At 45.2% G+C, this 25,631-nt stretch carries 25 protein-coding genes, 1 tRNA gene and 1 riboswitch; of the genes, 22 read left to right on the top strand and 4 right to left on the bottom strand.

The window, feature by feature from the left end:
* Positions 1-299: 299 nt before the first annotated feature.
* Positions 300-1,007, top strand: coding sequence for an N-acetylmuramoyl-L-alanine amidase (locus tag Ga0451573_RS17620; protein ID WP_231685479.1), 708 nt, complete (start codon positions 300-302; stop codon positions 1,005-1,007).
* Between the two features lies 1 nt (position 1,008).
* Here the strand turns inward: Ga0451573_RS17620 and Ga0451573_RS17625 are convergent, their stop codons facing one another.
* On the bottom strand, positions 1,009-1,329 hold the full coding sequence (locus Ga0451573_RS17625) for a heavy metal-binding domain-containing protein (RefSeq protein WP_231685480.1): 321 nt from the start codon (positions 1,327-1,329) through the stop codon (positions 1,009-1,011).
* Between the two features lie 122 nt (positions 1,330-1,451).
* Positions 1,452-1,589, top strand: a riboswitch (molybdenum cofactor riboswitch).
* A 247-nt stretch (positions 1,590-1,836) separates the two neighbouring features.
* Between Ga0451573_RS17625 and Ga0451573_RS17630 the strand changes: the two genes are divergently transcribed.
* From Ga0451573_RS17630 to groL, 9 genes are all read left to right on the top strand, one after another.
* On the top strand, positions 1,837-2,016 hold the full coding sequence (locus Ga0451573_RS17630) for a hypothetical protein (protein WP_231685481.1): 180 nt from the start codon (positions 1,837-1,839) through the stop codon (positions 2,014-2,016).
* Between the two features lie 35 nt (positions 2,017-2,051).
* Positions 2,052-3,290, top strand: a complete 1,239-nt coding sequence (locus tag Ga0451573_RS17635) for a molybdenum cofactor synthesis domain-containing protein (protein WP_231685482.1) — start codon at positions 2,052-2,054, stop codon at positions 3,288-3,290.
* A 52-nt stretch (positions 3,291-3,342) separates the two neighbouring features.
* Positions 3,343-5,268, top strand: coding sequence for a molybdopterin biosynthesis protein (locus Ga0451573_RS17640; RefSeq protein WP_435052298.1), 1,926 nt, complete (start codon positions 3,343-3,345; stop codon positions 5,266-5,268).
* A gap of 40 nt (positions 5,269-5,308) precedes the next feature.
* Complete coding sequence (moaA, locus tag Ga0451573_RS17645; RefSeq protein ID WP_231685483.1) at positions 5,309-6,286, top strand: GTP 3',8-cyclase MoaA; 978 nt, start codon at positions 5,309-5,311, stop codon at positions 6,284-6,286.
* A 91-nt stretch (positions 6,287-6,377) separates the two neighbouring features.
* Positions 6,378-6,881: a cyclic pyranopterin monophosphate synthase MoaC gene (moaC, locus tag Ga0451573_RS17650; protein ID WP_231685484.1), complete on the top strand. Its 504-nt coding sequence runs from the start codon at positions 6,378-6,380 to the stop codon at positions 6,879-6,881.
* Positions 6,863-7,297, top strand: coding sequence for an MOSC domain-containing protein (locus Ga0451573_RS17655; protein WP_231685485.1), 435 nt, complete (start codon positions 6,863-6,865; stop codon positions 7,295-7,297). The genes moaC and Ga0451573_RS17655 overlap by 19 nt, the downstream gene beginning before the upstream one ends.
* Before the next feature lie 15 nt (positions 7,298-7,312).
* Positions 7,313-7,801 carry a MogA/MoaB family molybdenum cofactor biosynthesis protein gene (locus Ga0451573_RS17660; protein ID WP_231685486.1) on the top strand — a complete coding sequence of 163 codons (489 nt, stop codon included), beginning with the start codon at positions 7,313-7,315 and terminating at the stop codon, positions 7,799-7,801.
* Between the two features lie 329 nt (positions 7,802-8,130).
* On the top strand, positions 8,131-8,418 hold the full coding sequence (gene groES, locus Ga0451573_RS17665; protein WP_231685487.1) for a co-chaperone GroES: 288 nt from the start codon (positions 8,131-8,133) through the stop codon (positions 8,416-8,418).
* A gap of 57 nt (positions 8,419-8,475) precedes the next feature.
* Positions 8,476-10,101 (top strand): chaperonin GroEL, encoded by a 1,626-nt coding sequence (groL, locus tag Ga0451573_RS17670; protein ID WP_231685488.1) that lies wholly within the window; start codon positions 8,476-8,478, stop codon positions 10,099-10,101.
* A 36-nt stretch (positions 10,102-10,137) separates the two neighbouring features.
* Here the strand turns inward: groL and Ga0451573_RS17675 are convergent, their stop codons facing one another.
* Positions 10,138-11,556, bottom strand: a complete 1,419-nt coding sequence (locus Ga0451573_RS17675) for a HEAT repeat domain-containing protein (RefSeq protein WP_231685489.1) — start codon at positions 11,554-11,556, stop codon at positions 10,138-10,140.
* 201 nt (positions 11,557-11,757) lie between these two features.
* Between Ga0451573_RS17675 and Ga0451573_RS17680 the strand changes: the two genes are divergently transcribed.
* On the top strand, positions 11,758-12,849 hold the full coding sequence (locus tag Ga0451573_RS17680) for an HD-GYP domain-containing protein (RefSeq protein WP_231685490.1): 1,092 nt from the start codon (positions 11,758-11,760) through the stop codon (positions 12,847-12,849).
* A gap of 5 nt (positions 12,850-12,854) precedes the next feature.
* On the opposite strand, the gene Ga0451573_RS17685 is transcribed toward Ga0451573_RS17680, so the two are convergent.
* The gene (locus Ga0451573_RS17685) at positions 12,855-13,403 is read right to left on the bottom strand and encodes a hypothetical protein (RefSeq protein ID WP_231685491.1); all 549 of its coding nucleotides are present in this window, start codon (positions 13,401-13,403) and stop codon (positions 12,855-12,857) included.
* A gap of 163 nt (positions 13,404-13,566) precedes the next feature.
* Here Ga0451573_RS17685 and Ga0451573_RS17690 point away from each other — a divergent pair.
* The 4 genes from Ga0451573_RS17690 (at position 13,567) to Ga0451573_RS17705 (ending at position 16,230) form a co-directional block, all read left to right on the top strand.
* Positions 13,567-13,641: transfer RNA gene (locus Ga0451573_RS17690), tRNA-Thr, on the top strand.
* Between the two features lie 478 nt (positions 13,642-14,119).
* Positions 14,120-14,584, top strand: coding sequence for a KilA-N domain-containing protein (locus Ga0451573_RS17695; RefSeq protein ID WP_231685492.1), 465 nt, complete (start codon positions 14,120-14,122; stop codon positions 14,582-14,584).
* A gap of 66 nt (positions 14,585-14,650) precedes the next feature.
* The gene (gene rhuM / locus Ga0451573_RS17700; RefSeq protein ID WP_231685493.1) at positions 14,651-15,400 is read left to right on the top strand and encodes a RhuM family protein; all 750 of its coding nucleotides are present in this window, start codon (positions 14,651-14,653) and stop codon (positions 15,398-15,400) included.
* Positions 15,401-15,810: 410 nt separating this feature from the next.
* Entirely contained in the window at positions 15,811-16,230 is a 420-nt protein-coding gene (locus Ga0451573_RS17705; RefSeq protein ID WP_231685494.1) for a hypothetical protein, read from the top strand.
* A gap of 102 nt (positions 16,231-16,332) precedes the next feature.
* Here the strand turns inward: Ga0451573_RS17705 and Ga0451573_RS17710 are convergent, their stop codons facing one another.
* A complete protein-coding gene (locus Ga0451573_RS17710; RefSeq protein WP_231685495.1) occupies positions 16,333-17,742 on the bottom strand; it encodes a sigma-54 interaction domain-containing protein in 1,410 nt (469 codons plus the stop codon).
* A gap of 350 nt (positions 17,743-18,092) precedes the next feature.
* Here Ga0451573_RS17710 and Ga0451573_RS17715 point away from each other — a divergent pair, with 350 nt between their 5' ends.
* The 7 genes from Ga0451573_RS17715 to Ga0451573_RS17745 form a co-directional block, all read left to right on the top strand.
* Positions 18,093-18,983 carry an allantoinase PuuE gene (locus tag Ga0451573_RS17715; RefSeq protein ID WP_231685496.1) on the top strand — a complete coding sequence of 297 codons (891 nt, stop codon included), beginning with the start codon at positions 18,093-18,095 and terminating at the stop codon, positions 18,981-18,983.
* Positions 18,984-19,041: 58 nt separating this feature from the next.
* On the top strand, positions 19,042-20,199 hold the full coding sequence (locus Ga0451573_RS17720; protein WP_231685497.1) for a sugar ABC transporter substrate-binding protein: 1,158 nt from the start codon (positions 19,042-19,044) through the stop codon (positions 20,197-20,199).
* Between the two features lie 92 nt (positions 20,200-20,291).
* On the top strand, positions 20,292-21,845 hold the full coding sequence (locus Ga0451573_RS17725; RefSeq protein WP_231685498.1) for a sugar ABC transporter ATP-binding protein: 1,554 nt from the start codon (positions 20,292-20,294) through the stop codon (positions 21,843-21,845).
* Positions 21,846-21,861: 16 nt separating this feature from the next.
* Complete coding sequence (locus tag Ga0451573_RS17730; protein ID WP_231685499.1) at positions 21,862-22,908, top strand: ABC transporter permease; 1,047 nt, start codon at positions 21,862-21,864, stop codon at positions 22,906-22,908.
* A gap of 37 nt (positions 22,909-22,945) precedes the next feature.
* A complete protein-coding gene (locus Ga0451573_RS17735) occupies positions 22,946-23,308 on the top strand; it encodes a cupin domain-containing protein (protein WP_231685500.1) in 363 nt (120 codons plus the stop codon).
* A gap of 50 nt (positions 23,309-23,358) precedes the next feature.
* Complete coding sequence (locus tag Ga0451573_RS17740) at positions 23,359-24,375, top strand: alpha-hydroxy-acid oxidizing protein (RefSeq protein ID WP_231685501.1); 1,017 nt, start codon at positions 23,359-23,361, stop codon at positions 24,373-24,375.
* 735 nt (positions 24,376-25,110) lie between these two features.
* A partial coding sequence (locus Ga0451573_RS17745; RefSeq protein ID WP_331459444.1) for a reverse transcriptase domain-containing protein occupies positions 25,111-25,631 on the top strand: 521 nt, incomplete at its 3' end.

The following is a 25,631-nucleotide window of genomic DNA, read 5'->3' on the forward strand; positions in this document are numbered from 1 at the left end:
ACCCCCAGACATCTCCGCCGGCAGCCGCTCCCGCTTTGCGGTCTACCCAAAGGGTACAACGGGCTCTAAGCGCTAAAGCGCAAAGAGCCCGTTCGACGTGCTCGGACGGACGACAGACTCCGCCCTCCGGAACACATCTACCCCTGTCTCATAACATTTTAAGCTCAAAATTACTGACTTTATCAGCAGCCTGAGTGGCAGATAACTGCCACTTTTTGTTTTATTGTCTTTTTCATGCTCCGGGGAATAGAATAAACCAGGATTACAGAATGATTCTTTTGCAGAAAGGAGTATGGAAAATGACGCCTAAAATAGTAATAGACCCGGGACATGGCGGGCATGACCCGGGTGCACAGGGCTATGGTCTACAGGAAAAGAATATTAACCTGGATATAGCTCAGAAAATCAGGAATAAGCTGGTTGATTATGCCGATGTAAGCCTGACAAGGAATGGTGATGTTTTTGTCAGTCTTTCCGACAGGGCCGCGTTTGCAAACAGGGAGGGTGCGGACCTGTTTGTTTCCGTACATGTTAATGCAGGAGGGGGAACGGGTTTTGAAAGCTACATTTATCCTGCAGCTTCCACCGCTTCGCGGGAGATAACGAAAGTTATCCACCGGGCGGCGGCGGACTTTTATGTATCAGCCGGTTTTCTTGATAGAGGGTTTAAAGAGGCCAATTTTGCCGTATTACGGGAAACAGATATGCCGGCAATTCTGACGGAAAATTTATTTATTGATACAAGGGAGGATGCTGCCCGGCTTCAAGACCCTTTGTTTCGGGATAAAATTGCTGCGGCAACAGTCAATGGCATCATCAGGGCTCTGCAGCTAGCGCCTCCGCAGCCGGCGCCCCAGCAGCCGGAAGCGCCTCCCCATTGGGCTGTAGAACACTTTAAGCGCCTTAGGGAGGAGGGCTTGGTAGACAGCAGCCACAACCTGGATGCCCCGATTACCTGGGGGGAATTTTCCGCAGTAATCTCAAGGCTGCTGGATAAGCTCAGTTAATCTATGCCTGTTCAGTGACTACAGCAGTTCCGCTTACAGTAACCATCAGCATACCTTCCCTGATGACCTCGTAATCAAGGTCAACCCCGACCACGGCATTTGCTCCCAGACGCTCAGCTCTTTCGGCCATTTCTCTGATGGCAATTGTCCGGGCATCAACTAGCTTGGTTTCATAAGCCCCGGAACGACCCCCGACGATGTCGGTGATACTGGCGAAAAGATCCCTGACCACATTTGCCCCCATAATAGCCTCGCCGGCGATAAGACCGAGGTAACGGGTGATTTTTTGCCCTTCAATACTGGGTGTAGTTGTAATAATCAAATAAAACACTCCTTTTTAATATGATTTTTCATATTATTATTTTACCATAATTGGAGACCAGGTATGTAGAATGGTTTGTGCTGATTGCGAAAATCGAATAAAAAAGGTATAATATGAAAATAAGAAGATAATAACTCCGAGTTGGCATGGCCTAAGACCTTCGGGTACGGCCCGTCAACCGTTGCCGGGTAACCGGCAAAGGGTATCGCAGGAAACTGTGATGCCTCCCGTATTTGGAAAGGAGATGAATGCTGTCACGACACCCCTTTCCCAGGGGTGTTTTTGCGCATATATATGTTTTTTACAATCAGCAGGCTCTGGAAATGACTCATTTGCAGCTAGACTCATAACGGCGGCGGTGCAAGGAAAACCTTATACAATACCTCACCATATTTCGCGGTCATTACCAGAGCCTAAGTTAAGAAAAGAACATAAAGTATAAGCGCAAAACCTTGAATTAAAAGGAAATCGTATTTCCAAAAGACTTAACAAAGGGAGGTAATAGAGATGGACAAAATTCCTGATAAGGTTTTGGAAGCGGTAAAAGAAGCGGCTCCGGAGGGCAGGATAAGCTGTGCTGCTGCCCATGAGTTAGCAAAAAGGCTGGATGTGGAATTGCTCATGATAGGAAAAGCGGCTGATGAGCTGAAGATTAAAATAAAAAGCTGCCAGCTGGGGTGTTTCTAGCATAAAGCCAAGCTTTTTAAATAATGGAGGTTCCAATGACTGAACTCTTTAAACTTACAAGTGTGGCCGAAGCCTGGAAGGCATTTAGGAATAATATCTCCCTCAACGAACCGGCTGAGGAACAGGTGTCTGTTCTCGATTCCCTTGGCAGGGTTCTGTCCCGGGATATTGTTTCCGGGATTGATGTTCCGGGCTTCACTCGTTCCACCATGGATGGTTTTGCTGTCAGGGCCGCCGATACCTTTGGAGCTGCTGAAGCTATGCCTGCCATGCTGGAGGTTTCCGGTGAGGTTATGATGGGGGAAGCAGCCCGGACCGGTCTGGAACCCGGGCACGCAGTGAGGATAGCAACCGGAGGAATGCTGCCAGATGGCGCTGATGCTGTTGTTATGGTGGAATACACCGAAGAACTGGACAGTGCGACTATCTTGGTCGTGCGGCCCGTTGCACCGGGAGAGAATGTGGTTCAAAAGGGAGAGGACATCAGAGAAGGTCAGGTTCTGGTAAAAGCCGGGACTGTTATCAGGCCTCAGGAAATGGGCGGGCTGGCCGGCATCGGGATTGTATCCTGCCATGTTGCCCGCAAACCGCGGGTAGGCATTTTGTCAACCGGTGACGAGATTGTGGAACCTGATAGGACACCGGGCCCCGGACAGGTCAGGGATATTAATTCATACGCTATTGCCGGACTCGTGACTGAGGCCGGTGGACAGGCGATAAACTATGGCATTATCAGGGACGATTTTGCCAGCCTTGAGGAGACCGTGAAAAAGGCGGTAGCAGAAACCGATATTGTTGTTGTCTCTGGGGGCAGCTCAGTAGGGACCAGGGATGTTACTTCCCGGGTGCTTGATACCATTGGCAAACCGGGTGTCCTGGTTCACGGCGTCTCGGTGAAACCGGGTAAACCGACCATCCTTGGGGTGGTCAATAATAGGCCGGTTCTGGGACTGCCCGGTCATCCTGCTTCAGCAATGGTTTTAGCCGATATATTCCTGGTTCCTCTGGTGAGAGCCTTGCTGGGCCTGGATTTTACCTCCCCGGAACGCAGGACGGTGCGGGCCCTGATGGGCAGGAGTATGGCTTCAGCCAGCGGACGGCTGGACTATATCAGGGTGGCCCTGAAAGACGAAAACGGGGGGCTTAGAGCTGAGCCTGTTCTGGGTAAATCGGGCCTGATAATGACAATGGTTAAGGCTGATGGGGTAGTGATTGTTCCTATGGCTAAAGAAGGGCTCGAAACTGGAGAAGAGGTAAAGGTAATTCTGTTTTAAGGCCGTATTGGTTTGAGTTTTTCGAATTCTGTTTGGGTTGGTGAAAATATTGGTGAAACGAAATGTCTATTTGGATAATACTCCTCTGGAGGAGGCTGTTGGCAAGTACTCAGAGAGGCTCAGTGAATTGGACGCCCTGAAACCGCTGCCCGGTGAACTTATAGCTGTGGATGAGGCCCAGGGGCGCGTCACTGCTGAGCCGGTCTTTGCACAGGTATCATCACCTCACTACCATGCCTGTGCTATGGATGGGATGGCAGTAAAGGCTGAAAATACATTTAAGGCTGGCGAAACCAACCCTGTAAGGCTCAAGGTTGGTTCAAGGGCATTTCCGGTGGACACCGGGGATCCGCTGCCCGAAGGCTGTGATGCCGTGATTATGATTGAACAGGTGCATTTTGCTGCTGACGGTGAAATCGAAATTATTGCGGCAGCAGCTCCCTGGCAGCATGTCCGGCCCCTTGGTGAGGATATTGTGGCAACAGAAATGATTGTTCCGGCAAATCATGTACTCCGTTCTATGGATATCGGAGGGATTCTTGCCGGAGGGGTGACTGAAGTTAAGGTCCACAGGCAGCCGGTGGTTACCGTAATGCCTACCGGGACTGAGTTGGTTCAACCAGGGACAGACCTGAAAAAAGGAGATATCATAGAGTATAATTCCAGGATCATCGGGGGACTGGTCCGCGAATGGGGCGGACAGGCTGTGCGGACCGCCATCAATGCTGATGAATATGATATTTTAAAAGAACAAATCCGGAATGCAGTTGAGCAGTCAGATATAGTTGTTGTCAATGCAGGTTCCTCGGCGGGTTCGGAGGATTTCACCTCTGCAATTATAAGAGAACTGGGAGAAGTTGTGGTCCACGGGGTTGCAATAAAGCCCGGTAAACCTGTCGTACTCGGAGTTATTAGTGGTAAACCGGTATTGGGTATACCGGGCTACCCGGTGTCAGCAATACTTGATTGTGAGCTATTTTTAAGACCGGTAATTGCAGCAAAAGCGGGGATTTCCATAGTTGGCAGGCCGGTGATGAATGCCTCCCTGTCACGCAAGCTTGTTTCTCCCCAGGGAGTGGACGAGTTTGTCCGGGTAAAATTGGGCCGGGTTGGTGAAAAGGTGATTGCCACCCCGATTTCCCGCGGGGCAGGGGTGTTGACTTCTCTGATCAGAGCTGATGGAATCCTGAAAATCCCCAGGTTTATGGAGGGACATGATGCCGGTAGTGAAGTGGAAGTAGAACTTCTGAGGGACAAAAATGAGATTGAAAATACTATGGTTATTATAGGCAGCCATGATGTATCTCTCGATATTCTCGGTAATTCCCTGAGGCAGATGTATCCCGGACGGAGCCTTTCTTCAGCCCATGTAGGCAGTCTTGGCGGTCTTTTGGCCTTAAGACGCGGGGAAGCACATCTGGCAGGTGTTCATCTCCTGGATGAGGCTACTGGGGAGTATAATGCTGCCTATGTGGAAAAATTACTGGCCGGAGTTCCAGTGATACTAATCAACCTGGTATACAGGGAGCAGGGTTTTATGGTGCCCCGCGGGAACCCGCGCAGTGTGCGCAGCTTTGTTGACCTGGCACGGCCCAATATGAGGTTTATCAACCGGCAGAAGGGCGCGGGAACCAGAATCCTGCTGGATTATTACCTGAAAAAAGAGGGGGTTGACCCTGAGGATATCGAAGGATACGACAGGGAGGATTACACCCATATGGCTGTTGCCGCAGCCGTTGCCGGGGGCAGCGCTGACGTCGGACTCGGCATAAGGGCTGCCGCCAATGCCCTGAAGCTGGATTTTGTTCCGGTAACCGAGGAGAGGTATGACTTGGTTATTCCACAGGCACACTGGGATACCGATCATATCAAAAGTCTGCTGGGTGTCCTCAATGACCCCGATTTCCGGACTGCAGTGGAGGGCCTGGGCGGATACAGCACCCGAGCCATGGGGCAGGAGGTTTATCGGAGAGACTAAGGGTGTTCTCACCTGAGCTGAGCTGGGAAGGATGATCCGAATGAATGATGCATTTCACCGTAAAATTAATTATCTTAGGATATCTGTTACCGACAGGTGTAATCTCAGGTGTGTGTACTGTATGCCTGAAGAGGGTGTTGAGCTGATAAACCACGAGGAAATTCTGAGCCTTGAGGAAATTATCAGAGTGATTAACAGTGCGGTCATGGCAGGAATCAGGAAAATCCGCTTTACCGGAGGGGAACCGCTGGTGCGTAAGGGAATTTCGTCACTTATTGAGAGGGTTAACGATATTCCTGAAATTGATGATATTGCCCTGACCACTAATGGAATTCTACTGCCCATAATGGCTGCAGAACTGAGGAAAGCCGGATTGAGGAGGGTAAATATCAGCCTGGATACCCTCGTGCCAGAAAAATTCCGCCGGATTACCAGGGGAGGCAGGCTTAGTGATGCTTGGCTGGGTGTGGAGACTGCTCTTGAAGCCGGGTTTGACCCTGTTAAAATAAATACAGTAGTTATTCGCGGCTTCAATGAAGAGGAAGTATATGACTTTGCCGAGCTGACTACTAAAATGCCGCTCAATGTCCGTTTCATTGAACTGATGCCAATTGGTGTAAGTGATTTAAGGGACCGGAAAAGCTTTGTATCGACTACTGAATTGATTAAGATACTGCAGAACCGGCATGAGCTGGTTCCTGAAAAGGTTGCCGGGAACGGGCCGGCGAAATCTTACAGGATACCGGGCGCTATGGGGACCATAGGCTTTATCAGCCCTATCAGCAATCATTTCTGTGCTGACTGTAATAGGCTGCGCCTTACTGCTGAAGGTCAGCTGCGCCCGTGCCTGCAGTCTCCGCAGGAGATTGATCTGAAAACTCCCCTAAGGGAGGGGGCTTCACCTGAGCAATTGGCTGATGTCATCCGGTTTGCTATCAGCAGCAAACCGGAAAAGCATAATATGGAGCAGGCAGGCTGGGCCGGAAACAGGCGCTGGATGACCCAGATCGGCGGCTGAAAAGGGGTGCGGCTGAAAAGGGGCGCGGCTGAAAAGGGGCGCGGCTAAACAGTGATGTGGTTGATGGTGTGACAGACAGGAGTGAATTTTATTGAGTGAAATGACCCATTTTAATAAGGATGGACGGGCCAGGATGGTAGATGTGACTGCTAAAAATGACACCATACGGGTTGCGGTTGCCAGAGGGGAAGTCAGAATGAAACCGGAAACCCTGAAGGCTGTCAGGGAAGGCGGGATTGCCAAGGGTGATGTCCTGGCGGTGGCTCAGGTCGCCGGGATTTTGGCTGCCAAAAAGACAGGTGACCTCATTCCTATGTGTCACCCGCTGTTTATAACAGGAGCAGATTTGAAGTTTAGACCTGATGAAGCCGGGTCCAGGGTAGAGATTCAGGCCACGGTCCGGACAACCGGCAAAACGGGTGTGGAAATGGAGGCCTTGACTGCGGTCTCTGTGGCTGGGCTGACCATTTACGATATGTGTAAAGCCATAGATAAGGATATGGTGATTGGAGCGGTCAGGCTGGTGGAAAAAACCGGTGGTAAAAGCGGCCGGTATGGAAGGGAAGGAGAAGAGAAATGGGTGGAAAAATTATAGCTGTCTGTACCAGTGAAAAAAAGGGCATGCGGAAAAAGAATATCGGTGAGGGAATATTAAGACCTGACCACGGGCTTGAGGGTGATGCCCATGCAGGGGACTGGCACCGCCAGGTAAGCCTGCTGGCTTTAGAAAGCATCGAGAAAATGCGGGCTAAGGGATTGGATGTAAATCCCGGTGACTTTGCTGAAAATCTTACCACAGAGGGGCTGGTTCTGGTTGACCTGCCTGTGGGGACAAAACTCAGGATTGGCAGTGAGGCCCTGGGGGAGGTCACTCAGATTGGCAAGGTGTGCCATGACAGGTGTGCCATCTATTACCAGGCAGGTGATTGTGTAATGCCCAAGGAAGGGATTTTCATCAAGGTTCTCACGGGAGGCCTGGTAAAAGTTGGAGATGCCGTGGAGTTAGCATAACAGGGGGGATTGTTTATGTATAAAGTGGGAATTATCACAGCCAGTGACAAAGGCAGCCGGGGTGAGCGGGAAGATATCAGCGCCGGTGTGATCCGGGAAGAAGTTGCCAGAATAAACGGAGAGGTCCTGGAATACATAGTAGTCCCAGATGAATGTGAAACAATAAAGGATAAACTGATTGAATTTGCTGATGTAAAAAAACTTGATCTTATATTTACCACCGGGGGAACCGGGTTCAGCCCCAGAGATGTTACCCCTGAGGCAACTCTTACGGTTGTTGACCGGATGGTTCCGGGAATACCTGAACTAATGCGCCGGGAGGGGTACAAGGTAACTCCAAGAGCTGTTCTCTCAAGGGCCGCAGCCGGAATCAGAAAACAGACTCTGATCATAAATCTTCCCGGCAGTCCCAAGGCTGTACGGGAAAACCTGGGATGGATCCTGGAGTGCTTGCCCCATGGTTTGGATATACTCAAGGGGACAGATTCGGAGTGTGCCCGGTAGTGGTTATTTACCTAATAAGGGTTGTCAAAATTTCAGAAAAGCACGGGAATAAATGTATAAATCTATCTCAAAATGGAAATTAATATTGTGTAGGAATTTAATTGGATTTTAAGGAGAAATTCAATTTAAAGAAATTAAATGATAATGCAAGAAAAATAAGGTAAGATTAACGTAAAATGAGATTTTGGACTAAAACACTGTAATTTTGACGATTACAGGAAGTTGATTTTCCAATTCTCATTTTATATTATAAATAGTGTATTAGCACTCGACTCTGTTGAGTGCTAACAAAAAAGAAAATACTTAAATCCAATAAAGGAGGGGTCGTCATGAATGTAAAACCTTTGGGTGACAGAATCTTAGTAAAACCTTTGGCTGCTGAGGAGAAAACCGCAAGTGGGATAGTACTTCCCGATACCGCCAAGGAAAAACCACAGCAGGGGGAGGTCCTGGCAGTAGGAAGCGGCAGGCTTCTGGAAAATGGTCAGAAAGTAGACCTGGAGGTTAAGGTCGGTGACAAGGTTATCTATTCCAAGTATGCCGGCAATGAAATCAAGATTGATGGTGAAGAATGCATGATCATGAATGAACGAGACATTCTGGCAATCGTTGAATAACAATTCAAACGCAGATTGTTAAATTAAGGAATCCAAGTTCGAGGAGGTTGATTAATTTTGGCTAAGGAAATTTTATTTGCAGAAGAAGCGCGCCGCGCTCTGGAAAGCGGTGTCAACCAGCTTGCTGAAGCTGTCCGGGTTACTCTTGGCCCAAGAGGCCGAAATGTTGTTTTGGATAAGAAATTCGGTTCCCCGATGATCACTAATGACGGTGTTACTATTGCCAGGGAAATTGAACTGGAAGACCCATTTGAGAATATGGGCGCTCAGCTGGTTAAAGAAGTTGCCACCAAAACCAATGATGTGGCCGGAGATGGTACTACTACAGCAACCGTGCTGGCTCAGGCAATCATTCGTGAAGGTTTGAAAAACGTGGCTGCCGGCGCTAACCCGATGATTATCAAGCGCGGTATCGAGAAGGCAGTTAAAGTAGCAGTTGAAGAAATCAAAAAAATAGCCAAGCCTATTGAAGAAAAGAATGCTATCGCTCAGGTTGCTTCTGTTTCAGCCAGTGATGAGGAGATTGGCAACCTGATTGCAGAGGCAATGGAAAAGGTAGGCAAGGACGGGGTTATTACCGTTGAAGAGTCCAAGGGCTTTATAACCACCCTGGATGTGGTCGAGGGGATGAACTTTGACCGCGGTTATATCTCGCCTTACATGATTACTGACACTGATAAAATGGAAGCAGTTCTGGATGAGCCATACATACTTATCTGTGATAAGAAGATTAGCGCCATTGCGGAAGTCCTTCCTGTACTGGAAAAGGTTGTTCAGGCAGGCAGGCCGCTGATGATTATCGCCGAGGATGTTGATGGTGAGGCCCTGCCTACTCTGGTTGTGAACAAACTGCGCGGCACATTTACCTGTGTGGCAGTTAAGGCTCCAGGTTTCGGCGACCGCCGCAAGGCTATGCTTGAGGATATCGCAGTCCTCACCGGCGGTCAGGTTATCTCAGAGGATGTAGGTATCAAGCTGGAAAATGCTACCCTTCAGCAGCTTGGCCGGGCCCGCCAGGTTAAGGTGAAGAAGGAAGAAACTGTTATTGTTGGCGGCGCAGGTGATCAGGCTGAACTTGAAAAAAGGATTGCCCAGATTAAGACCCTGATTGAGGACACTACTTCAGATTTTGACCGTGAAAAGCTTCAGGAGCGTCTCGCCAAGCTGTCAGGCGGTGTAGCCGTTATTGAAGTTGGCGCTGCTACTGAAACTGAATTGAAAGAAAAGAAACTGCGCATAGAGGATGCCCTCAATGCTACCAGGGCTGCTGTTGAGGAAGGTATTGTCCCCGGAGGCGGCACTGCATTTCTTAATATTATCCCCGCACTTGACGGGATTGAGGCTGCCGGTGAAATAGCTGTTGGCATTAAAATCGTGAAAAAGGCGTTGGAAGAACCGGTTCGCCAGATTGCTAATAATGCCGGACTGGAAGGTTCAGTAATTGTGGAGAAAGTCAAGGCACAGAGTTCTGGGGTTGGCTTCAATGCTGCTACTGAAGAGTATGTTGACATGATCAAAGCAGGTATTGTTGACCCGGCCAAGGTGACCCGTTCAGCGCTGCAGAATGCTGCAAGTATTGCGGCAATGCTTCTGACAACCGAGACTGTGGTTGCCGATAAACCTGAAAAAGATGGCCCAATGCCTGGTGGAATGCCTGGCGGCGGAATGCCTGGAATGATGTAAAAAAAAAGCCCTCACAATTATGTGGGGGCTTTTTTTTTACATCATTTCCATCAGTTCGGTTGCTTCCTGAACCAGTCGTTTATCATCACTATTAAGGGCTTTGGAGACAAGCTGCTTCAGGTAAGTAGGGTTACCGGTAAAGGCATAAAGTGAGTCGATAATTCGTATTTTATCCTGCCTGGGAACCTGATCATACAATTCACTGAGAAAGTTCATCGCCTCGGTTGAGTCCAGCGATGCCACTGCTCTCATGGCCTCATGCCTTACCCTGGGGTTTTTGTCCAGACACAGCATCTGAAATGTAGGCAGGAGTTTTGGGTCAAACAGCGTTCCCAGCGCTTCTATGGCGCGGACCCTGACGACTATTGCCTTATCATCCAGGCATTTTGTGAGGATTTTCTTCCTTGTCCTGCTGTAGAAACGCCCGATGCCTTGAACAGCTGCTTCCCGTACATGCTGGATGGGGTCATTGAGTCCCTTTAGGAGATAGCCTCTGGCATCGCTCAAATAACAATTTGCCATAAACAGCATGGCCTTTTTGCGCATATCCGGGTCTGGATGAGATAGCTTGGGGACAATTTCCGCAAGCGCATCTTCTTCCATACTGAGAAGCCCGGTAAGGGCACATTCACACCCTTCGGGTTCGGTAAAATATATCTCAAGAAGTATTTCCAGAACCTCATTTCTACCGGTTTTGCCAAGGAGCTCACACAGATGCTCCAGAGTATGTATATCAAGGGACTTAAAATTCTTAAAAAGTCCGAATACTTCGCTATATCCCTTGTCACCAAGTTTGAGGATTGTTCTGAAAAGGTCATAGGCAAAAAAGTCATTGACATACTGCTTGCCGTCAGGACCGGTTTCCAGAAGGAGAAACCGTTCTTTCAGAATGGGGATAACACTTTCGTCTTTTGATGCTCCAAGGGCAATGATGGCTTTGAGCACATTATAAATATCATCATCATCCAGCCTTTTCAGGATATGGGGCACCAACTGCGGGTCCGGGTAGAGAGTTGACGATAACAGGGCATTCCACCTGATATTGTGGTGTTCATCTGTCAGGTATCGGATTATTTCTACGGGATTTTCGGTAACTCCGGTCCTCTTGCGGCAAAAAGCCACTTGCCTGTGATGGCGGTCTTTATATAGTATAAATTCATGTCCGGGAAATAGCTCCGGCAGCCTCTTCTGCCAGATTTCTTCGACTTTGGCTGCAGATGCTTCAAAGGCTTCCAGGTCCAGGGTAATTCCGGAAAATTTGAATATATCCTCTTTGGCAAAATCAAGGTGTTCATGAGTGGCAAACAGTTCATATGCAGTCGGGTTGCGTCTGGTGTAACCATCATCCCAGACAACATCTGAATTAATACAGTCTTTTAACTCTGCATAGTCAAGAGAACTTAAGTTATCAAGATAATTCTTAAATGACCGCAGCATTTTTCGGTATTTAGCCAAATCAATCTCCTCCTGACTCAAGTTTAATAAAGTAATTCGGCAGATTATTCCTTTTCACCTTCCAGATTACGATATTTTTCTCGAAGGTTGTAGGAAAGCCTATTTTGGGTTTGAATGAATAATTATAATTCTAGCAGGATTTAGAGGACAATTAGCAGAATTTAGTAAACATTTACATAATCTATCCACCAGGTGAGAGATATGAAGAAACTGCCTGCCGAAAAGGCTGAAAAGGGAATGGTAATAGGAAAGGCCGTTTGTGCCGGTGACGGTTCTGTTTTGCTTACTCCCGGAACTGTGATTAATGAATATCATTTAAAACAGCTGTCCAGCTCCCAAATAAGATTTGTTGAAATAATTGAAACAGACAGTGTGGTGGTACATAAACTCTTTTCAGCAGCAGAAAATGAGTTTACCAGGTTAGAGATTACGCAGACCATAAAAAGCATTTTCAGAGAGATAACTCTGTCCAGCCAGTTAAACAAGGGGACAATAAAACGCACGGTAGACAATATGCTGCGCACGGTGTTAAAAGACAGAGCGGTCCTGCTGCACCTTACAGAGGTCAGAGAACTGGATACCTATATATTTGGGCATTCCCTTAATGTGTGCATGCTCTCCCTGATATTGGGGCTGTTTCTTAAACTAAAAAGAGGGCAGCTTAAAAATTTGGGCACAGCGGCGCTGCTCCACGATGTGGGCAGAGCCAGGGTACCTAAGCACATTTTATACAAGCCCAGTCCACTGACTGTTGAGGAGTTTGCAGAAGTCAAAAAGCATTCGGCTTACGGCTTTGAAATTATCAGGGAGTGTGATCACCTGCCTGAGGAGGTTACCCTTGCTGTCCTGCAGCACCATGAGCGCTTGGACGGTTCCGGATATCCGGGGGGGCTCAGGGGAGAAGAGATTGGCCTGTTTGCACGGATATTGGCAGTAGCGGATGTTTTTGATGCGCTCCTGGCGGACCGGCCTTTCAGGCAGGCCTTTTTTCCTCACCAGGCTGTGGACATCATTATTAACTCGACAGGTCAGTTTGACCCTGAAGTCCTCAGGGTATTTATAGAGAATGTGGCCATATATCCTGTTGGCAGCGTTGTTTCCCTGAACACGGGTGAAACCGGGATAGTTGTTGATGTTAACAAGGGGCAGCAGACCAGGCCAGTGATACGGGTAATGTATGATTCCAATGAAATTAAACTGCAGTCTATAAAAGAAATAGACCTGTCCAAAAACCCGGAGATTTTTATAGCCAGAGTACTCAGGGAAGAACAGGTAGAGAATATTATCGGATAAACTTCCTATCTGCCAAAGGCACCCCCGCTCAAGCCAAGGACTGACATGGCATCACTTACCTTGACCTGTGATGTGTCTGCGTGTTTATCTTCATAGAACATGTCCAGGGCTTCAACAAACCAGTCTGCATCACGGTTTACCTGAACTCCGGTTATCTCCCAGTTGGACATAGCCCTTTTGACGACATCCAGTTTCTCTTTGCCTGACATGGACAGCCAGGCTGTACCGTCAGTCTGCCCGGGAACCTTGTCAAGCTCTATATCGGTTGGCAAAGGCTCATTGGCGGGCGGCTGGTTCTCGGAAGGTTCATTCCCGGATGGCTCATTATCGGATGGCTTCTTATCGGATGGCTGCTCACCGGTTTCGGAAACCGGCGGGCGGTTATCGGAAACCGGCTGTCCTTCTGGGGCATTTGCCCAGCTTAACACTATCAGAGTAAGTGTAATTATGGCAACAATTGTCAGGGATACAATGCTGAACTGGGACCAGTTTTTATCACCGGTCTGTTTCCCGGAAGTTTTATGTTTGGTATTTTTGTTTTTAGCAGCAGTCACTTGCAGTCCTCCTGTTGATATCTATGGCCAAAACTCCATATAAAGTAAGTTTCTTTTATATTAACATAACCGTGCTCTTCAAGCCAACAGAAAATTGTCCCTGTTGCCTTTGGGGGCGATGTTTGCTATAATATTTGTTGCAGCAAATTTATCTGACTTTGATGCCGAAGTAGCTCAGTGGTAGAGCAACGCACTCGTAATGCGTAGGTCGAGGGTTCAACTCCCTTCTTCGGCTCCATTGGAAACCTTACAACCGCAAGCGATTGCGGTTTTTGTTTTTTTGGGGTTATTTTGAGCGGAGACTATTTTGGTGTTTATCTTTAAAAAGTGGGGACTATGGTTAAGCACACCAAAATTTACCTGGGGAAAAGGAGGAAAATGCTGTCGTTTAGTTGTATCTTTATAATTAACTGTCGAAAGATTGGTATATTAGGAGGGAAAAATGAAATTACAGGCTGTTAACGAAAACAGGGGTTATTGGATTAGAACAGATGGCGGTAGAATGGTTCCTTCCCTCAGATGCCACCGATTAATGACTTTGACGCCCATGTAAAAGCATACACTAAGCTTGCTCAAGAAGCAGATTCTCAATGCAGCCGAATCATAAGGCACATAAATGAGCATCAGCCCGCTCATGTGTTCGATATATGGTACGATTTTCCTGTATTATATTTGAGATTCTATAGCTTGTTACATATTGAATGGGGGCAAATTCGATGCCAAAGGTTAAAAACTTTAAGGATACTATTTTCGCTAAAGGGACTGAAATCGCCGTTATTTCCGACGGAGATGACAATGACCATATTTCTTTGACTGATATTGCAAAGTATAAAACAGACGAAAATCCGGGTTATGTGATACAGAACTGGATGCGAAATCGTAACGTAGTGCAATTCCTCGGTTTATGGGAGAGATTAAATAATCCGATTTTCAATTGCCTCGAATTCGAGGCAATTGAAAATGAAGCTGGACTCAATAGTTTCGTTTTGACACCTAAAAAGTGGATTGAAAAAACAGGAGCTATCGGTATGACTTCGAAACAAGGCCGTTATGCAGCTACCTTTGCGCATTCCGATATCGCCTTTGAGTTTGCCTCGTGGATTTCACCAGAGTTTAAACTAATTTATATAAATAACAGAATTCTTCAAACGATTTTAGCCCATCGAATTCGAGAGGATTAAAATCTTAGCAAATCAAATTACTTCGTAATAGAGGTAATTTATTTCATATATAGAAGGTGATACGAGTTGAAGCATGAAGATAAAATCATTTTATATACGACAGATAGCGGCAAAGTTACCGTTTCAGTTCGTTTTGAAGACGAAAACTTTTGGATGACTCAAAAAGCGATTGCAGAGCTGTTTGAAACGACGACCGCCAACATAAACATTCACATCAAAAACATTCTGGATGATGAAGAATTGGATTCAGATTCAACTATTAAGGATTTTTTAATAGTTCAAACCGAGGGTAGCCGTGAAGTTAGTCGCAAGGTTCAATTCTGTAACCTGACACGAGAATTTTATGCCTTTGTGCAGAATAAGCTCCATTATGCCATAACAGGCAAAACTGCAGCAGAATTGATCGCCGAGAGGGTTAATCTTGAGCATCCCACAATGGGGTTAACTACTTGGAAAGCAGCTCCAGACGGGAAAATCATAAAACAAGATGTGGCGATTGCGAAAAACTACCTCAATGAAAAGGAACTTTCACGAATGAACCGAATCGTGACAATGTTCATTGACTATGCGGAGTTAATGGCTGAGGATGAAGTCCCAATGAGCATGGCGGACTGGCTTCGAGAAACAGATAATTTTTTGCAGAACAACCGCAGAAATGTCCTCGAAGGAAAAGGAAAAGTTTCTCATGAAGATGCAGTAAAAAAGGCTGAAGAAATTTACGAGCAATTCCGAGTTCGGCAGGACAAGGATTATATTTCGCAGTTTGACAAAGAGATGTCCAAATATCTGAAGGGTAAAACAGATAAGGACGAGTAGGTATGCAATAAAAAATCAAATTAAACAAATCGAGGAAAGGATAAAACCGCATTGTTTGTTGGACAACCAGATTTTAATTACAACGTAATGTTAGAAGGATTTATTTGGGATTACTTTGAAAGCCTCGAGATTCAAGGCTTTCTCACATTCATGAAAAATCTAACATTATGCAAAAGGATTTAAACTAAGTCCTCGTAATGCGTAGGTCGAGGGTTCAACTCTCTTCTTCGGCTCCAGTAAAATCAGGGCTTCGCGGGTTTTTACCCGGAAGCTTTTTTGTATTTATTGCCCTATCGGGGTCCCGATTAACTTTATAATGCCGTATTCGGAATATTATGAAAATTATGCAGGAATACAATAACTAATGAAGAATTAGTTGATGATAATTTAGAATAGGGGGGATCAATTCCGTGTGCCGTTTTCTTTTATTCCTGCTGGTTTCCACGTTGTTTGTAAATGGGTGCAATGATGGCAGCGGTATAATATTTGAGGGTGAGAGCAGCCACTGGACAGCCAGCTATGTTGAGAAAATACATGAAACCGGGATAAAAAGTTTATCCGGCAAATTTAGTTACAGCAATACTGTTTCCTGGAATCTAAGTCTAAAATACAAAGGTCCAAACTTGTCAAATGTAGGGCCTGTCAAGTATTCATATAATACAGAGCATGGCGGAGGGGAGGGAGAAACCTCCCTGGACAGGAACGGATACCTTAACATAACAGGCCGCATTAGCGGAGAAGACGCAGCAATGACAAGCTGCATTGATACTATTGCCGTAATCTTGGAATGGCATGGTATGAGTGAGCCCCTTGAGCTAACTGCCAGGTAAGACATAGGTCAGAGTACTTATAAAAAGAGCGGACGGTAAATCTACCGCCCTCTCTTTTTATATAAGCTAACCACCTGCTATGATGCAGGTGGTTAGCTTATTTTAAGGGGAATTAAAATCTATATTATATTTCTTTAATTTTCTCACAATGGTGGACTGATTAACCCCAAATAGCCGGGCCAACTGCCTGGTTGACTTTGAGTTTTTACATGCCTCAATGATCATCTGTTTTTCCGTTATTTCTTTGACCTCTTTTAGTGACCGTGCTTCTTTTGGAAGAACAGGCAAAATTTGGTTTCCGCAGATTTCTTCCAAAAAGGAATTTGGTAAGTCGTTTTCAGTTATAATATCCGAATTGCATATAATAACTAATCGTTCAATATAATTTTCTAATTCTCTGACATTTCCTGGCCAATTACATTTCATAATCCTGTCCATAATCGAAGGGCTTAGTTTCTTTCTCTTATGATAGCGGATGCTGAATTTATCGAGAAAATATTCCACCATAACCGGGATATCTTCCTTGCGTTCTCGTAATGGAGGGATTGTTATCGGAATAACATTAAGCCGGTAAAAGAGATCTTCTCTGAAGGAGCCTTTGGAAACTTCCTCACGGAGGTTTTTGTTAGAAGCAGTGATTAACCTTATATCTAATTTTCTTGGGTTAAGGCCCCCGATTCGGTAGACCTCTCTATCCTGTATAACATGTAAAAGTTTTACTTGTAATTGTAAAGGCATATCTCCTATTTCATCCAGAAAAACCGTACCTGTATTGGCGTGTTCGAAATACCCGGATTTACCTTCTCTAACGGCGCCGGTAAAGGCGCCCTTGGTATAACCGAAAAGTTCTGACTCAATTAGATTTTCCGGAATAGCCCCGCAGTTTACCGAAACAAATGGATTATTCCTGCGATTACTGTTATTATGTATGAATTTTGCCAGTAAACTTTTTCCTACCCCAGATTCACCATAAATAGTTATAGTAGCTTCAGTGTACGCAACCTGATGGGCCATTTCTATTACCTTTTTTATGGTATCACTGCGCCAAATAAAGTCGTCAAGCTCTACGTTCCGAATTCTTACTATCTCTTTTTGATACCAAGAAATCATTTCTTCTGATTCTCTTAATCGTTTCTCAAGGTCACTGCAATGGGTAATATCCTTGGAAAAAGTGATTACCTTTTTTAAATTATTGTTATTGTCAAAGATGGGTATAGCTGTAGCCATTATCCTTTTGCCATTATTTATGTTCTGAACAAAGGTTTCTTGTTTTTTGCTGTTAATGGCAGTCAGCGTTATAGATTTTGATAGAACACCGTTTTTTTCTAAGTCTTTAACATTCATCCCAACCATGTCACGGATACCAAAGGTTATTTCAGGTGGATTGTAAACTTTTTTAATAAATCCTTTATTATCTGAAATAGTAACTTGATCAAAGGCCAAACCAATAATCAACATCAAGTCCTTTATGTCTTCAGGATCGAGGTGACTTAACTGAGATAAAACACTCATTCATTATCCACCCTTCTTATTTGATTTTTCCTCTGATAGTATTTGGTGTAATTATATGCTAAAATGCATCAAGATGCAATAATGCATCTAATTATTAGATGCTATACTGAGACAAATATGGGATAAATCAAGCATTACCGATGGTAAAACGGCTTGGCATGTTTCTTGCTAATAATTTATTTAATAAATGCATTAATTAGGGCTTTATTTAGCTAAAACGATCGCCCAATATTAAATGGCAAAAAGAAAGGGGGAAGTTTTCGGTTTTTAGAAATCTATGGAGGTGATGTATATCGGCCCAAGATTGATGATGAAGTTTGCTAAAATCCAATTCAGAGGTGATATAATCAATGCGTGACTTAGTCGGATATAGTAACAGATTTCCAACTGTAGGTTGGCCCAATGGAGCTCGCTTAGCTATTAATATAGTTGTGAATTATGAAGAAGGGTCTGAAAGGTCGTTTGCTGCAGGTGATCCGGATCAGGAACCATTGACTGAATGGGGTACTTACCCGCTTCCCCCAGAAATCCGTAACTTGGCCATGGAGTCTATGTACGAATATGGATCACGTGCAGGTATCTGGCGCACATTACGTACCCTTGAGCAGGCTCAGGTTAAATCAACATTTTTTGCGTGTGCTGTGGCCTTTGAAAAGGCTCCTGAGGTTGCAAAAGCAGTTGTTGATGGGGGCCACGAGGTGTGCAGCCATGGATACAGGTGGGAGGAAGTTTTTCGCCTGTCAAAAGATGAAGAACGCGAGCATATCAGGCTTGCCATCGAATCATTTATCCGAACAACAGGGCAGCGTCCGAAAGGCTGGTACTGTCGTTATGGACCCAGTGTAAACACGAGACAATTGGTTGTAGAAGAAGGCGGATTCTTATATGATTCTGATGCCTACAATGATGATGTACCTTATTTTGTTGAAGTATCGGGAAAGAAGCATCTGGTGCTTCCATATACTCCGGATGTAAACGACTTCTGCTATTGGCAATCACCTGGCTTTTTAACTGCTGACCACTTTTATACCTATTTGAAAGATACTTTTGATGTTTTATACGCTGAATCTGCAACCCATCCCAAAATGATGTCTGTTGGGCTGCATCCCAGGATTATTGGACGCCCGGGTCGGATTGGCGGGTTGCAGCGGTTTTTAGAGTATGCGAACAGATACACAGATGTCTGGTTTGCCACCCGCGCAGAAATCGCCGAATGGTGGAAGGCAAATTCCAAAGGGTAGCTAGAAACAATTAAATAAGACATTAAATTAAATAAGATATTAATAGGAGGAATGGCATTTGAAACGTGTACAAGTCTTTTTCCTGTTTATGGTTTTAATGATTTTTTCCATAACTGCTGTTGCTTGCGGGGGAACGTCGACTTCTTCAAATCCCCCGGCGGATAAACCCGAAGATGCAGATGCAAAAGTGGATTTGTCCTATGTAACCGAGCAAATTGAGCAGTATAAGACTCTTCCGGAATTCAGAGCCCCAGGGGAACCCTTTGATGCCAAAGCAGTTATGAAGGGAAAAAGTATCCTAAGTATTCCCGTTTCCAGCGCTAATCCGTTCACTGAGAATATCGAGGTTGGCATGAAAAAAGTAGCAGAGGAAATCGGGTTCGAGTTCACTGAATGGTCAAACCAGGGACAACCATCCCAGTGGGTACAGGGAATGAACCATGGTCTTAATCAAAAGTATGACCTAATTGATTTGCTTGGCGGAACCAACCCCTCCGTACTCCAACCACAAGTTGAAGCCGCTACAAAAGCCGGGGTGAAAGTAGTTTCCACACATTTAAGTGGTTTTGAACAGGAAATACCCTATGTTACGGAAAACCTGGGAATTGATTATAACAAGGCCGGCAGATTATTAGCAGACTGGACCATTCTCAAGACGGATGGTAAACCAAATGTACTTGTAATCAGTTCAAATGAAGTTGTATCTACAGAGTCCATCGTCAATGGAATTAAGGACGAATTCCAACAGATGTGCCCTTCCGCAAAGGTTACCTATGTCAATGTACCCATCCCCGACTGGTCAACAAAAATTCAGTCTGAGGTTCAATCAGCGATAATCAGGGATCCTGAACTTAATTATATTGTTCCAATTTATGACAGTATGTCTCAATTTGTAGTACCCGCAATTGAAACCACCCAATCGGCTGACCGGGTAAAAATTGCCACATTTAACGGCACACCATTTGTCCTTGATTTTATTCGTCAAGGCAAAGTAGAGATGGATATCGGCGAAAACCTTGACTGGATTAGCAGAGCAATTATGGACGCAGAAATGCGACTTATTGCCGGACTGCCTTTTGTAGATAACGAAAATATTCCACTCTACATTTGGGATGAGAGTAATATAGAGAAGGCCGGTAACCCGGCTCAGCTATCAACAGGCTACGGAGACGCATATTTAGAGGGATATAACAAACTGTGGGGAATCTCCAAATAATTCATTTGAAGTAGTTAATCAAATATATGAACGTTCATATTTTGTTAAATATGAACGTTCATATAACAAATTTTAGGCGTGGGGATGATAGAGTGAAAGATAATGTTGATACCCTCGTAATGAAACACATTTCAAAGACTTTCGGAGGTCAACGTGCCCTGAGTGATGCTCATATCAATATAAAGCCAGGAGAAGTGCATGGTTTACTTGGCCAAAACGGCTGCGGAAAGTCCACTCTCATTAAGATATTAGCCGGCTACCACGCTCCGGATCCGGGTGGAAGTCTGGAAATTAATGGCCGGGTTATAAAGCTTCCTCTCCACGTTGGCGAATTTCGGAAACTTGGCATGAGCTTTGTGCATCAAGATTTGGGACTGATACCCTCATTGAGTGTACTTGAAAACCTTCGGATAGGGGAAATAGCATCAAAAAACAGATGGAATATATCCTGGTCTAAAGAACGAAAACTTGCTAAGGAGATATTCAAGCAATTTAATCTGAATATAGATCCATCTGATAAAGTTTCAGACCTGACCCAGGTGGAACGTGCCTTATTGGCGATAGTGCGTGCAGTAAAAGAAATCCAGACTCAGGAAGCAGTACAACAATCAAATCGGGGACTGCTTGTTCTGGATGAACCCACTGTATTTTTACCAAGAATGGGAATAGACCAACTTTTCGGGCTGGTTCGTGAAATTGCTAAAATCGGGCTAAGTGTCTTGTTTGTCTCACATGACCTGGATGAAGCCAAGGAAATAACAAACAGAATCACAATATTGCGAGACGGACATGTAGTTAAAACTGTAGAAACCAGTCAAACAACTAAAGAGCAGCTAATTTCTGCTATTATCGGGCGCGAACTCGAAACAGTTGATTTTAGAAACTCCATTACTGATAACAAAAAGATTGATATATTTGTGAATAACCTTTCCGGAAAAATTATCAGGGATGTATCCTTAAGCTTAAGAAAAGGTGAAATTCTGGGGCTGACCGGTTTGGTTGGGTCGGGGTTTCATGAAATACCATATCTGCTTTTCGGCGCGGATAAAGCCAGCGGTCACCTGGAAATGGATGGTGAATCCTTCGATTTGTCGAGAATGAGTCCCAATAAAGCTATTTCGACAGGGCTCGCTTTGATTCCTGGGGATCGCCAGAACTCAGGCGGTATCGGAACACTTTCAATACTGGATAATGTGGTTATACAAGTCATTCAAAACTACTTTAGAAAGTTAAGGTTAAATCGAAAAGACATGTATAATGCCACGCACTCCCTTTTGACTGAGTTTGATGTTCGTCCCGGTAATCCACGTTTAGATTTTCAAAATCTAAGCGGAGGTAATCAACAAAAAGCATTGCTGGCAAAATGGTTTCAAACCAATCCTAAGATACTGCTGTTGGATGAACCAACCCAGGGTGTGGATGTAGGCGCCAGGCAGCAGCTATTTAAAATCGTCAGGGAAGCAGCCGAAAGTGGAACCTCAGTAATCTGTGCAAGTTCTGATTACGAGCAGCTAGCCACAATATGTAACAGGGTTTTGATTTTTGCTCATGGAGTTGTTGTCAGAGAGCTTATTGGAATTGATATCACTAAGGAACGTATTACCGAACAGTGCTATAATAGCCTGGACAATGTTGTATCTTTGTGACAGGAGGAATAACAGAATGGTAGAAAAAAGTATGAAACAGACGAATGACGAGCCAGTTATTAATAAAGAATGCAAAACCCCAAATGCTAAAAAAAGTAATGTGATAACTTCGGCTATTGAGCGTTATGCAATCTTAGGTGCTACAGGTATTGTTATTATTGTATTCGGAATCCTAGCTCCTTCAACATTTCTCACCGGGATGAACTTTGCTACTATTTTGGGTTCACAGGCAGTTCTTGTTGTGTTGACTTTAGGTTTGCTAATTCCAATGACGAGCGGAGACATGGATTTATCTATTGCTAGTGTGCTTACTCTTTCAGCGATGATGCTTGGGGTTTTAAATGCCCAGCTTCATGTGCCAATTGTTGTAGCAATCCTGGCGGCACTTGCCATGGGGGTTTTGGTTGGTGTGGTAAACGGTGCCTTCACGATTTTATTTGATATTGATCCCTTTATTGTTACTTTAGGTGTTGGAACAGTGTTGAATGGGATTGTTTTATTAATAAGTGATTCAATGACCATTAGTGGTATTTCACCGGGCTTAGTTAATCTAGTGGTGGTGAAAAGGCTTTTGGGAATACCTTTAGAGTTTTATTACGGTTTGATTTTGACTGCATTTGTATGGTATCTATATGATTTCACTTCATTTGGACGGCGTATTCTTTTTGTCGGTCGGGGGCGGAATGTTGCCCGGCTGAGCGGCATACGCGTCAATAAGCTGCGTTGGATTAACTTAATGTTATCTGGTCTTTTCAGCGCCTTTGCCGGAATACTCTACGCCGGTACAACCGGCGCAGCAGATCCTACATCAGGATTATCCTATATGCTGCCTGCCTTTGCAGGGGTTTTCCTTGGCTCAACTTCAATTGTTCCGGGCCGGTTCAATCCTTGGGGTTCATTTTTTGCAGTGTACTTTCTGGTCATCGGAATAACAGGCCTTACAATTTTAGGGCTCCAGACATATGTCCAGCATCTCTTTTATGGAGGAGCGCTAATTATTGCGGTCGTATTCTCTCATATTGCTCGCAAGCGTCAAGAACAAAAAACGAAGATCAACGGCTAAAGTACTAATTGAAAAATAACTTAAATGGAGGTAAGTTATGAGTAAGGCTAAAGTTATTTCCATGGCTAGCGTTCCCACTAAGAGGCTCGCAAACGATAGTTGGATTAAATTGTTAATAACCAGAGAAACTGTACAAGATAATCATGCATCAGTGGGTTTTTCATGTTTTACTCCTGGAACTGTTACCAAACCGATTGCACACAAGGTCGAAGAATTTATGATGGTTGTTAAGGGACAGGGAGAACTCCGTCTAAATGATGAATGCATCCCGTTTAAGGAAAACGATGCCATTTTTGTCCCGCCGGACATATGGCATTGGGTAGCCAATACCGGGGATGAAGATATAATAATGGTATTTGGTTTTGCATATTATGAATACCCACCGACTCAGAGCTGCTAATATTTGACTAAAAGTCGGCAAGTAAATTATTCATATTAGGGGGCGATGCCGTGGACTTAAAAGACATCAGAACAAAGGCACGGGAAAAGTTGAAAGGTTTTTGCCGGGTTTGTCCGGCATGTGACGGCAAAGCCTGTGCCGGTGAAGTCCCGGGAATGGGAGGGGTTGGCACTGGGGCAGGATTTCAGGTTAATCTGGAGGCTTTGGCAAAATATAAGTTAGCTTTACGTACAATGCATGGCACTATGGAACCGGATTTATCAACCAGTTTATTTAATAAGACAATAAGTTTCCCGATATTAGCGGCGCCTATGACTGGAACACCTTATAATATGGGAGGAGCGCTAAGTGAAAGAGAGTTTATTGGAACTGTTATTTCTGGGGCCAGGCAGTCAGGGACAATTGGAATGTCGGGAGACGGGGCAGACCCAAGCATGTATAATTCCGGAGTGGATGCAATTAAAACTGAAAACGGCTGGGGAATTCCTTTCATTAAGCCCCGCTCAAATGACGAAATAAGACAACGTATTAAACTGGCTGAAGAAGCGGGTGCTTTAGCCATTGGCATCGATATTGACGGGGCCGGATTGATAACAATGGCTCTGCAGAACCAGCCGGTGGGACCCAAAACAGAGGCAGAACTTTACAGTATAGTTAAGATGACGAAACTTCCGTTTATTATTAAGGGTATTATGACAGCAGATGAAGCAAAAATCGCGATGAATGTCGGGGCTGCCGCAATTGTGGTATCAAATCATGGCGGCAGAATATTGGATCATACTCAGGGAGTGGCTCAGATGCTGCCTGAAATAGCCGAAACCGTTAAAGATGAACTAACTATTCTGGCTGATGGCGGAGTAAGGTACGGGGTCGATGTACTAAAATTGATAGCGCTTGGAGCAGATGCTGTGCTTATTGGTCGACCGCTGGTTACGGGAGCTTTTGGCGGAGGTATTGACGGTATCAAGGTGGTTATGAAAAAAATGGTCAATGAATTAAAACAGGCGATGATACTCACAGGCTGCAATAGAATTGAAGATATTAATCAAAATATAATTGCCGGTTAAGTTTAAGCAAAAATGGTCTTAGCGGACCATTTTTTTTTGTTCGTCCGGCATGTGTACCGGGCCGATGGGTTGAAAGAAACCCTATCACCTAACCAGCGGGAAGATAACCCGTAAGCAAGGGCGTCACTGGCTAACGGTGTGGTCTGAAGGAAGCTGAAGGGGGAGTCTGGAACATAGCGGAAGTGAACCGAGGTTGGCTCTCCAGATGGGTAACCCTGCAAGAAATGGGAAAGCCCGAAAGCTGGAAAATCTGGGGAGTTAGGACGGATGGGTTCAGACTCAGGCAAGTACATTTAACCGGAGAAGCCCGGCATCATCCCTCAGTGAAGGGTAGGCTCGAACAAGTGGAAACACAAGGGAGAGGCGAAGTGGTGTGGGGTGGCAGATGAGTACGTAGTAGTGATAAACTCCCGGCCTGCGAAAGCTGGCAACAGACTGGAGGACAAAACCGGGAGGACACTGCATTCAATTGCAGTGGGGTACAACCAGCCAAAAGCAGTTGTACTTGCGAAGGGACGAAGGTAAATCAAAGTATGCAACTAAGGAACAGAGCGATGGGACAAGAAGATAACTGAGGATGAAAGGCCGAAGGGAACGGCCCAATCGGGGGTGACGAACCTGCTGAAGGGTGCGTCCGCTTAGTCAGAGTAAGGTGACAGGAAAGGTAAGATTGCCAGAGAGCTAGAGACGCCTGGAGAGTTACAAGAAGGAACTGACGCGAAATCGTGAAGAACCGTGGAAGCATACGGCATAAATTTGCAAGAGGAACTAAACCGACTTCATCACCAACTGAAAACCGGCATTTACGAACCAGACCCAGTGTTAAGAGTGGAAATACCAAAAGCTGACGGAACTAAACGTCCGCTTGGAATACCCACTGTAAGAGACCGAATAGTTCAGCAAGCTCTTCTTAACATTCTACAACCTATCTTTGAACCCGACTTTCATCCATCAAGCTATGGATACAGACCGGGACGCTCCTGTCATCAGGCAGTGGCAAAGGCGGAAATGTTCATAAACAAATATGGCCTATGCCATGTAGTGGATATGGACCTGTCCAAATGCTTTGACCGGCTGGACCATGAATTAATCTTAAAGGGAATTAACCGAAAAATTAGTGCCGGCAGTATCTTGAAGCTAGTCAAGAAGTTCTTGACAGCGGGAGTAATGAAAGACGGGGTGTGGGAGGAAACAGACCTTGGAAGCCCTCAGGGGGGAGTCATTTCTCCATTAATTTCCAATATTTACCTAGATGA

Origin of the sequence: Phosphitispora fastidiosa (assembly GCF_019008365.1) — a bacterium.
Classification (GTDB): domain Bacteria; phylum Bacillota; class Thermincolia; order Thermincolales; family UBA2595; genus Phosphitispora; species Phosphitispora fastidiosa.

Bases quoted from the DNA above. Each gene is read 5' to 3' on its own strand.
- Ga0451573_RS17620 (WP_231685479.1), top strand. From the start codon at position 300: ATGACGCCTAAAATAGTAATAGACCCGGGACATGGCGGGCATGACCCG.
- Ga0451573_RS17630 (WP_231685481.1), top strand. From the start codon at position 1,837: ATGGACAAAATTCCTGATAAGGTTTTGGAAGCGGTAAAAGAAGCGGCT.
- Ga0451573_RS17635 (WP_231685482.1), top strand. From the start codon at position 2,052: ATGACTGAACTCTTTAAACTTACAAGTGTGGCCGAAGCCTGGAAGGCA.
- moaA (WP_231685483.1), top strand. From the start codon at position 5,309: ATGAATGATGCATTTCACCGTAAAATTAATTATCTTAGGATATCTGTT.
- Ga0451573_RS17655 (WP_231685485.1), top strand. From the start codon at position 6,863: ATGGGTGGAAAAATTATAGCTGTCTGTACCAGTGAAAAAAAGGGCATG.
- Ga0451573_RS17660 (WP_231685486.1), top strand. From the start codon at position 7,313: ATGTATAAAGTGGGAATTATCACAGCCAGTGACAAAGGCAGCCGGGGT.
- groES (WP_231685487.1), top strand. From the start codon at position 8,131: ATGAATGTAAAACCTTTGGGTGACAGAATCTTAGTAAAACCTTTGGCT.
- Ga0451573_RS17680 (WP_231685490.1), top strand. From the start codon at position 11,758: ATGAAGAAACTGCCTGCCGAAAAGGCTGAAAAGGGAATGGTAATAGGA.
- Ga0451573_RS17695 (WP_231685492.1), top strand. From the start codon at position 14,120: ATGCCAAAGGTTAAAAACTTTAAGGATACTATTTTCGCTAAAGGGACT.
- Ga0451573_RS17710 (WP_231685495.1), bottom strand. From the start codon at position 17,742: ATGAGTGTTTTATCTCAGTTAAGTCACCTCGATCCTGAAGACATAAAG.
- Ga0451573_RS17715 (WP_231685496.1), top strand. From the start codon at position 18,093: ATGCGTGACTTAGTCGGATATAGTAACAGATTTCCAACTGTAGGTTGG.
- Ga0451573_RS17730 (WP_231685499.1), top strand. From the start codon at position 21,862: ATGGTAGAAAAAAGTATGAAACAGACGAATGACGAGCCAGTTATTAAT.
- Ga0451573_RS17735 (WP_231685500.1), top strand. From the start codon at position 22,946: ATGAGTAAGGCTAAAGTTATTTCCATGGCTAGCGTTCCCACTAAGAGG.